This is a genomic window from Streptococcus sp. 3109 (genome assembly GCF_013276905.1).
GTDB lineage: Bacteria > Bacillota > Bacilli > Lactobacillales > Streptococcaceae > Streptococcus.
The window spans coordinates 19,719-29,014 of sequence record NZ_VMLY01000022.1 but is presented as its reverse complement, the minus strand read 5'-3'; the positions used below and the strand labels follow the sequence as shown (position 1 = coordinate 29,014).

Sequence of the window (9,296 nt, the reverse complement as noted above, 5' to 3'; positions counted from 1 at the left end):
CCTTATCAATTTGCCAAGGTATCCTTAGACAATCTGGAAAAGGTTTTAAACTATTTAAAAGCAGAATTGGAATGACTTCCAACTCTGCTTTTTTTATACTCTTCGAAAATCTCTTCAAACCACGTCAGCGTCGCCTTACCGTAGATATGGTTACTGACTTCGTCAGTTCTATCCACAACCTCAAAACAGTGTTTTGAGCTGACTTCGTCAGTCTTATCTACAACCTCAAAGCAGTGCTTTGAGCAACCTGCGGCTAGCTTCCTAGTTTGCTCTTTGATTTTCATTGAGTATTATTCTTCAACTTCTGTTAAGGTTGCTGCCTTTTCAAGATATTTTTGGTAGGTGCCGTCATCCTTGAGTTTTTGGATGACCTTGTCCACCACTTCTTTCAAATCAGCACTATTTTTTCTAAGGGCAACTGCGTTGGCTTCGCCGTCCTTCATCTTCAAGCTGACAGTTGCGACAGCTAGGTCCGCGTTTTTAGCAGCATAGCTAAGGGCAACAGGCTCATCCATATGAACAGCATCTACTTTTCCAGCCTGCAATTCATTAACTGCTTCCCCCATATTGGTTAGGGAAGTCAGCTGTGCTTTTGGTAATTGTTCCTTGACCATAGATTCTGGAACAGTCCCTTTTTGGGCTGCAATATTAGCACTTTCAAGGCTAGTTAAATCCTTGTATTTTTCTACATCAGCTTTACGAACCAAGAAACTAATCTTGTTCTCATAGTAAGGGATTGAAAAATCAAAAACTTCTTTTCTCTCGTCAGTAGCACTAATTCCCGCAACTGCTAGGTCAGCCTTACCAGTTTGAAGACTGGTTAAAACATTGTCAAAACTCATGCTTGAGATTTCCAACTTCACCCCAAGTTCATCAGCGATAGCTTGAGCCATATCAATGTCCGCACCGACTACCTGATTTTTCCCGTCAACTAAAGACTGAAATTCAAAAGGTGCATAGTCAGGACTAGTCGCCACAACTAATTTCCCCTTTTGCTTAATGGCCTCAACAGCTGACTGAGAACCATTCGAACCTGACTGGCAAGCTACTAAGAAGAAACTTGCAAGAAAACTACATAAAACAAATATCCATTTTTTTGATTTCATAAATAAACAACCTCTCTGTTGATTTTGTATAATTATAACGCTATTCAAGCTACTTGTCAAGCACTTTTTTGAATTTTTATCTTGAAAATATTTTTTTCATTCAAGAAAAGGAGCTATCAGTTGGCTTCCAGCTCCTTTTTATACAGAATGAACCTATTTTATAGTTCGACAATCTTACCTGTTTCAAAGTAAACAACCCATTCACAGATATTCTTGGCATAATCTCCAATGCGTTCCAAGAAGGCAATCACTTGGAAGTAATCACGACCTGTAACGATGGCATCTGGATTTTTCTTGATTTCTTCTGTAGCCAAGTCACGAATGCTATCAAAATAATGGTTGATTTTTTCGTCCATGGCTGCTACTTCATAGGCATGGTCTACTGAACCATTCAGGTAGAGTTCAAGGGCTGCTTCGACGAAGTTCTTGACATCGCGACCCATTTTCTTGATTTCTTCTTCAACAGCTGGGATACGTTGCTCCCCTTTCATACGAATTGCCGCCTTGGCAATAGAAACAGCATGGTCACCCATACGTTCCAAGTCAGATACAGCCTTCAAGACTGTCAAAACAGTACGCAAGTCCTGAGAAACGGGTTGTTGAAGGGCAATCATTTCAAATGATTTCTTCTCCAATTTCACTTCGTATTCGTTTACTTCTGCATCGTCTTCGATGACTTCCTTGGCCAAATCACGGTCATGCGTAACAAAGGCACGCACCGTACGATTGATTTGAGATAGCACTTCTTGTCCCATAGCGTAGAACTGGTTGTGCAATTTCTCTAAATCTTCTTCAAATTGAGAACGTAACATCATTTATCTCCTTATCCAAATTTTCCTGAAATATAATCTTCTGTTTCCTTGTGTTGTGGGTTGAGGAACATCTTCTTGGTATCGTTAAACTCAATCAAATCTCCATCTAGGAAAAATCCTGTCTTGTCAGAAATACGAGAGGCTTGTTGCATAGAACGCGTAACCAAGAGCATGGTATATTTATCTTTTAGACCATACAAGGTTTCCTCAATCTTACCAGCCGAGATAGGGTCCAAGGCTGAAGTCGGTTCATCCAAGAGAATGATTTTAGGACTGGTTGCCAAGACACGGGCAACGCAGACACGTTGCTGTTGTCCACCTGAAAGTCCGATAGCTGAATCATGTAGGCGATCCTTGACCTCATCCCAGATAGAAGCTCGTTGCAAGGCTTTTTCCACTGCTTCATCCAGAACCTGCTTGTCCTTCACTCCATTGATACGAAGCCCATAGACAACATTTTCGTAGATGGACATAGGGAAAGGGTTGGGCTGTTGGAAAACCATACCGATTTCCTTCCGCAATTCAACTGTATCTGTACGTGGGCTGTAAATATTATGGTCGTTATAAACTACTGAACCAGTTGTGGTCACCTCTGGATTGAGATCCCCCATGCGGTTGATAGCCTTGAGGAGGGTTGATTTCCCTGATCCAGATGGACCAATCAAGGCTGTAATCTCCTTGGGTTGGAAAGAGAGGGAAACACTATTCAAGGCCTTCTTTTGATTGTAGTAAACGGACAGGTCTGACACCTGTAAAATCGCTTCTGTCATACTGTTTCCTTTCTATCCAAAGTGTCCTGTTACGTAGTCATTGGTTGACTGTAGTTTGGCATTTTGGAAAATATTAGACGTCTTATCATACTCAATCAAGTCACCCAAGTAGAAAAATCCTGTGTAATCACTAGCACGCGCAGCCTGTTGCATACTGTGGGTCACGATAATGATGGTAAAGTCCTTCTTTAATTCCAACATGGTTTCTTCCAGCTGGGCTGTCGCAATCGGATCCAAGGCAGACGCTGGCTCATCCATCAAGAGAATATCTGGTTTAACAGAAATAGCACGAGCGATACAAAGACGTTGCTGCTGACCACCTGATAAGGTCAAGGCTGACTTGTGCAAATCGTCTTTGACCTGATCCCAAAGGGCAGCTTGACGGAGAGAAGTTTCCACAATTTCATCCAAGACTTGCTTGTCCTTAACCCCTGCACGTTCATGAGCAAAAGTGATATTGCGGTAGATAGACTTGGCAAAGGGATTTGGGCGTTGGAAGACCATTCCAATGTGCTTGCGCATCTCATAAACGTTGATTTCTGGGCGGTTGACATCAATCCCTTGATAGAGGATTTGACCTGTGACCTTGGCAATATCAATGGTATCATTCATACGGTTGAGACTGCGGAGGTAGGTTGATTTCCCTGAACCAGAAGGGCCAATTAAGGCCGTGATTTTATTTTTTTCAAATTGCATATCGATGCCCTTAATAGATTCATTTTTACCGTAGTAAACATGTAAATCCTTAGTAGAGAGGGCCACTTTCTCTTCAGGAAAGGTGATGATATGCTTTTCATCCCAATTATATTTTGACATGGCTTCTCCTTTAGGCAGCGGTTAATTTCTTGTGTAAGTAGCTTCCGAGTTTACGGGCTCCAAAGTTAAAAATGAGGATAAAGATGAGGAGCACGGCCGCAGAACCTGCTGATACGATAGTTCCATCTGGAATGGTTCCTTCACTATTGACCTTCCAGATGTGGACAGCCAAGGTTTCTGCTTGACGGAAGATAGAGATTGGGCTAGTCACACTGAGAATATTCCAGTTAGACCAGTCAAGGGCTGGAGCGGATTGTCCTGCTGTATAGATAAGAGCCGCAGCCTCACCAAATATACGACCAGAGGCCAAGACGACTCCAGTCACAATACCTGGTAGGGCTTCTGGAATGACCACATGGACCACAGTCTCCCAACGAGAAATCCCAAGGGCCAGACCAGCTTCACGCTGCGTATGGTGAACGTGTTTCAAACTGTCCTCAACATTACGCGTCATCTGAGGCAGGTTAAAGACCGTCAAGGCCAAGGCACCTGAGATTATTGAAAATCCATACTCAAACTGAACTACAAAGATCAAATAACCAAAGAGACCCACAACCACTGATGGCAGTGAAGATAAGATTTCAATACAGGTTCTGACAAAATTGGTCACAGGACCTTTCTTGGCATATTCAGCTAGGAAAATCCCAGCTCCCATAGACAAAGGCACAGAGATAATCAAGGTAATGACCAAAAGGAAGAAGGAATTATAAAGCTGAATTCCAATCCCTCCACCTGCTTGGTAAGAAGATGATTTGCCAGTCAAGAAAGACCAAGAGATGTGAGGCAAACCACGAACCAAGATATAGAGAATCAAGGATGCCAAGATGGCAACGATAATCCCTGCAATCGAGTAGAGGACAGCTGTTGCAATTTTATCTAATTTCTTAGCGTGCATAGTTTTTCTTTCCTCTTTCTTTCGTAATCAATTTAATCACACTGTTGAAGGCCAAACTCATCAAGAGTAAGACTAAGGCCAGTGACCAGAGAACGTTATTGTCAACTGTTCCCATAACGGTATTTCCGATACCCATGGTCAACACAGAGGTCAAGGTCGCAGCAGGTGTTGTCAATGAAGTTGGGACAACTGCTGAGTTTCCGACTACCATCTGAATGGCCAAGGCCTCACCAAAGGCACGCGCCATCCCAAAGACCACTGCTGTGAAAATCCCTGAACGCGCTGCCTTCAAGGTCACGCGCCAGATGGTTTGCCAACGAGTGGCCCCCATAGCCAAACTAGCTTCACGGTAGTGACGAGGCACCGCACGCAAACTATCCGTTGTCATAAAGGTTACCGTCGGTAAAATCATGACAAAGAGAACGAAAATCCCTGACAAAATCCCAAAACCAGTTCCACCAAAGACACTGCGAACAAAAGGAACTACGACCTGCAAACCGATAAATCCATACACAACGGAAGGGATACCGACCAGCAATTCAATGGCTGGTTGCAAGATTCTAGCACCTTTTGGTGAGACTTCGGTCATAAAGACAGCTGCTCCAATGGCAAAAGGAGTTGCGATAAGTGCTGACAGGATTGTGACAATAAAGGAACCCAAAATCATAGGAAGGGCACCAAATTGTTTACCTGAAGGATTCCAAGTTTGACCAAATAGGAAATCAAAGATATTAACTCCATTGACAAAGAAGGTCGACAAGCCTTTTTGGGCTACGAAAATCAAAATCATTGCCACAATGATGACAATCAAAGACAGACAGGCAAAGGTCAAACCTTTTCCTAGTTTCTCTAAACGAGAGTTCTTTGAGGGAGAAAGTAATTTTTTAGCTAATTCTTCTTGATTCATTATTGACTCCCTTCTAGCGCTGTCACCGTTCCGACAGCATCTTTTTCAACCTTCATTTCCTTAACAGAAATGTAACCCATCCCCTTAACGATTCCACTTTGCGCTTCATCTGAGAGGACAAAGTTGAGAAATTCTGCCACCAATTCATTTGGTTGACCTAGGGTATACATGTGTTCGTAAGACCACAAAGGCCAGTTATTGCTTGTAACATTTTCTGCAATTGGCTCATAGCCATTCAACTTCATGCGTTTCACCGAGTCATCCACATAGGCAAAGGCTAGGTAAGAAATGGCTCCTGGTGTCTGGGAAACAATGTTTTTGACCATCCCATTTGAATCCTGTTCTTGACTCTGCATGGCAGATTGGCCATCCATGACAACACTATCAAAGGTTGCACGCGAACCAGAACTTGCTGCACGGTTGATAATAGAAATGGCTAGATCTTTTCCACCGACCTCTTTCCAGTTGGTCACTTGGCCTGTGAAGATACTACGGAGTTGTTCAGTTGTCAGATTTTCAACGTCAACTTCTTTGTTTACAATCACTGCCAAGCCCGCTACAGCAACCTTGTGGTCTACTAGAGCGGATGCGTTTATACCGTCTTTTTCCTCGGCAAATACGTCTGAATTTCCTACATCAACGGCTCCAGACTGAACCTGAGACAGACCTGTACCAGATCCTCCACCTTGGACGTTGACTGTTTTTCCAATGTGCATAGAGCCAAATTCATCTGCTGCTGCTTCGACCAAGGGCTGAAGAGCCGTTGAACCAACAGCTGTCATGGATTCTCCACGATCAATCCAGCTAGCACATCCCGCCAAAGAACCTGCCAGCAAAAGAGCTGCAAGGGATAGAGCGAGTTTTTTCCTTTTTTTCACTGTTTTTCTCCTTGAAAATAATGGTGAATGCTGTGATTTTTTTCAACAATTTATTTATATTTTTCTTTTGAAAATAGGGAGCCAACTGAAGTTACTAGCTTAGTTTTACTAGAAATTTGCTCAGTTACCTTTCCCACCAATTTTGACTTAAAATGAAAGACAATTTGAAAAAAATCCATACTTCCACTATAACATAGACAAGCTACTTTGACTAGCATTTTCACTTGAATCTGAGACCTTTAGGAAAATAATTTTTCAAAACATTTCCAGTCACCTTAGCAAAGCCCAAACCATTGCCTTGAACCAAAACTTGGTACCAACCATTTGGCAGACTTTCTGCCAGCTGAACAGTTTCTCCAGCCACATACTTTACAAACTCTTCTTGGTCAATTTCAACCGACTGCTTGACCTGACTCGGTTTCAAGGCTAGACCAAGAGCAAAACTAGGCTCAAAGCGTTTCTTCTTAAAGGTCCCTAGATGCAGTCCATTGCGAGCAATCTTGAGTTTCCCTAAATCTGGCAAAAGTTCTGGCAAGAGATAAAGCTGATCTCCAAACGTCTGCAAGATACCTGATAGATTGATTTTTAGGTGTTTTTGGGCAAATTCCTGCCACAAGACAACTTGTTCTCGGCTGAGATTGCTCTTACTTGCCTTAAATTTAGGAGCTGGATTATCACCCTTAAACTGTAGATGAGCTACAAACTGACCCTCTCCCTTAAAATGATGAGGGTACATCCGAGCCGTTTCTGGCAGGTCAATACCAGCTACCATTCCATTGATATGCTCTACTGGCAACAAGTCAAAATCATACTCCTCCAGCAACCAATTGACAATCTCTTCGTTTTCCTCAGGTGCCCAGGTACAGGTTGAATAAACCAGACGGCCACCTTCTGCAAGCATGGTTACTGCATCTTCCAGAATTTCTCTTTGCAAGCTAGCACATTGGCTCGGATAATCAAGGCTCCAATAGTCCATAGCATCTGGTTGCTTACGGAACATCCCTTCCCCTGAGCAAGGGGCATCTAGGACAATGAGGTCAAAATAGCCTTTAAAGACCTTGGACAAACGGTCAGCAGATTCATTGGTCACCACGACATTTGTCGCTCCAAAGCGCTCCATGTTTTCTACTAAAATCTTAGCCCGTTTGCTTGAAATTTCATTGGAAACAAGAAGCCCTTCCCCTGCTAGATAGGCTGCTAATTGAGTTGATTTACCACCCGGTGCAGCGGCCAAATCCAAAACCTTCATTCCAGGACTAGGCTGGGCTACCTGAGCCACCATTTGAGCAGCGGGTTCTTGCGAATATACTAAACCTGTAGCATGCTCAGGCGATTTACCTGAAACCTTCCCATAGTGTCCCCAAGGGGTTTGAGGAATGGCATCAGAAAAGGAAAGTTGCTCTTCTTTTAAGGGATTGACCCGAAAGGCCGAAACCGCTTCCTCCTCAAAAGAGGCAAGAAAATCTCTTGCCTCATCTCCTAGTATCTCTTCATATTTTTCAACAAATCCTTCTGGAAATTGCATTTAAGTTCTTTTCCTTTCGTAAATATAGGACTGAATTTCCTCCTGCATCTCAAGAGGTAGCATCATGACCGGTTGTCTGGTTTGAAAATCAGGAGCTTCACCAGAAAGAGTCACAACCTCATAGCCCAGACTTTCCCCTAAAATACTAGCCGCAGCATAATCCCATGGTTGCAGATAGGTGACATAGGTCAACAAACGCCCTGACAAAATCTTGGCAAAACTAATGGCCGCACTACCATAGACACGTACACCTAGTACGGCTCGACTCAAATCAGCCAGTCCCCATTCATTGGTTTCCAGCATGCCACTATTCCCTGCAATAAGAAAATCTCCAAGTGGTTTAGTTTTAAAAGGAGCTAGGGGCTGATCGTTTCGGCAAACCGGAAATTCCCCACCACCGTGATAACAATCCCCTTTGACCACATCATAAATCAGCCCAAACTGCCCCTGACCATTTTCAAAATAAGCCATCATGACAGCAAAATCTTCCTGCTGGGCCACAAAATTATTGGTCCCATCAATGGGATCAATGACCCAAACCTTGCCCTCTTGAACTGAAGCTCGCAGACAACCTTCTTCAGCACAAATCTTATCCTCAGGATAACGGGACAAAATCTCACCAACCAATAGCTCCTGAACTTCCTTGTCCAGTCTGGTCACCAAATCTGTTGGAGAGGACTTAGTCGTAACCTGCAAATCTTCCTGCATATGGTCAAGTATGTACTGGCCCGCTTTCTTAATTAGCTCTTTAGCAAATTCAAATTTACTTTCCAAGAGAAATCTTTCCTTCCCCTTTTTCCTTGGCAGCCTGAACTGCTCGGTAAAGCGAATAGCCACTAACTGTTTCAAATTCTCGTCCCAAACGTTTCTCCTCACTCTTGCTTGGCACGACCGCCTTGAATCCCTTATAGGAGTCCAGTAACTTTTTAGCCTCTACCTTGCCCTCATAGGCAGCTTCAACATCATTAAAAAAAGAAAGCACTGAAGCAAGTTCTTCAGTGCTCCACGACAAATCTAGTGGGTAACTATACTGTTTGTTCATTAACTAATACCAGCTCTCATTCTTGCTTCTTTTAGTTCTTGCTTACGGTAACTACGAGGAAGAAAAGCACGAATCTCATCTTCATTAAAACCGATCTGCATGCGCTTGGCATCGATAATAATGGGACGACGCAAAAGACTAGGGTACTGCTCAATCAAATGAAGCAATTCCGATACCGAAATACTCTCTACATCAATATTCAATTTTTGAAAAATTTTTGAACGAGTTGAAATGATGTCATCAGTACCATTTTCGGTCAAGGAAAGGATGTGTTGCAATTCTTTTCTTGTTAAAGGACTGGTCATAATATTGTGTTCCACAAAGGGAACCTTATGTTTTTCTAACCAGGCCTTAGCCTTACGACATGATGTACAGCTCGGTGATAGAAATAGTGTAATCATGCTTTTCTCTTCTTATCTATACTTTGCTAATTCTATTATACAAAAAAATAAAGCGCTTGACTAGAGATTTTTAGAAAAAAAGCCTATTTTTTCAAGAAAAATAGACTGTTTGCGAACGATTGACACAATTGGATTTGCTTAATT

The 9,296-nt window shown here is 42.7% G+C and carries 11 protein-coding genes and 1 pseudogene; 1 reads left to right on the top strand and 11 read right to left on the bottom strand.

The window, feature by feature from the left end; genetic code table 11:
* Window positions 1-75, top strand: a pseudogene (locus HT698_RS09560) (exopolyphosphatase); the annotation flags it as partial.
* Between the two features lie 215 nt (window positions 76-290).
* Here HT698_RS09560 and HT698_RS09550 read toward each other — a convergent pair.
* The 11 genes from HT698_RS09550 to HT698_RS09500 form a co-directional block, all read right to left on the bottom strand.
* Window positions 291-1,106, bottom strand: coding sequence for an ABC transporter substrate-binding protein (locus tag HT698_RS09550; RefSeq protein WP_000837372.1), 816 nt, complete (start codon window positions 1,104-1,106; stop codon window positions 291-293).
* Between the two features lie 158 nt (window positions 1,107-1,264).
* Window positions 1,265-1,918 carry a phosphate signaling complex protein PhoU gene (gene phoU, locus HT698_RS09545; protein WP_173218719.1) on the bottom strand — a complete coding sequence of 218 codons (654 nt, stop codon included), beginning with the start codon at window positions 1,916-1,918 and terminating at the stop codon, window positions 1,265-1,267.
* Window positions 1,919-1,929: 11 nt separating this feature from the next.
* Window positions 1,930-2,688 (bottom strand): phosphate ABC transporter ATP-binding protein PstB, encoded by a 759-nt coding sequence (gene pstB / locus HT698_RS09540; RefSeq protein ID WP_173218717.1) that lies wholly within the window; start codon window positions 2,686-2,688, stop codon window positions 1,930-1,932.
* 12 nt (window positions 2,689-2,700) lie between these two features.
* Entirely contained in the window at window positions 2,701-3,504 is an 804-nt protein-coding gene (pstB, locus tag HT698_RS09535) for a phosphate ABC transporter ATP-binding protein PstB (protein ID WP_000049848.1), read from the bottom strand.
* A 10-nt stretch (window positions 3,505-3,514) separates the two neighbouring features.
* A complete protein-coding gene (pstA, locus tag HT698_RS09530) occupies window positions 3,515-4,399 on the bottom strand; it encodes a phosphate ABC transporter permease PstA (protein WP_000543046.1) in 885 nt (294 codons plus the stop codon).
* A complete protein-coding gene (pstC, locus tag HT698_RS09525) occupies window positions 4,389-5,306 on the bottom strand; it encodes a phosphate ABC transporter permease subunit PstC (protein WP_001070903.1) in 918 nt (305 codons plus the stop codon). The genes pstA and pstC overlap by 11 nt, the downstream gene beginning before the upstream one ends.
* Complete coding sequence (locus tag HT698_RS09520) at window positions 5,306-6,184, bottom strand: phosphate ABC transporter substrate-binding protein PstS family protein (RefSeq protein WP_173214081.1); 879 nt, start codon at window positions 6,182-6,184, stop codon at window positions 5,306-5,308. The genes pstC and HT698_RS09520 overlap by 1 nt, the downstream gene beginning before the upstream one ends.
* Window positions 6,185-6,404: 220 nt before the next feature.
* Window positions 6,405-7,709 carry an RsmF rRNA methyltransferase first C-terminal domain-containing protein gene (locus HT698_RS09515; protein WP_173214079.1) on the bottom strand — a complete coding sequence of 435 codons (1,305 nt, stop codon included), beginning with the start codon at window positions 7,707-7,709 and terminating at the stop codon, window positions 6,405-6,407.
* Window positions 7,710-8,483: an inositol monophosphatase family protein gene (locus HT698_RS09510; RefSeq protein ID WP_173214077.1), complete on the bottom strand. Its 774-nt coding sequence runs from the start codon at window positions 8,481-8,483 to the stop codon at window positions 7,710-7,712.
* Complete coding sequence (locus tag HT698_RS09505; RefSeq protein WP_001041974.1) at window positions 8,473-8,751, bottom strand: UPF0223 family protein; 279 nt, start codon at window positions 8,749-8,751, stop codon at window positions 8,473-8,475. Before HT698_RS09505 ends, HT698_RS09510 begins: the two co-directional genes overlap by 11 nt.
* Window positions 8,751-9,152, bottom strand: a complete 402-nt coding sequence (locus HT698_RS09500; protein ID WP_000631259.1) for a Spx/MgsR family RNA polymerase-binding regulatory protein — start codon at window positions 9,150-9,152, stop codon at window positions 8,751-8,753. Before HT698_RS09500 ends, HT698_RS09505 begins: the two co-directional genes overlap by 1 nt.
* Between the last annotated feature and the right edge of the window lie 144 nt (window positions 9,153-9,296).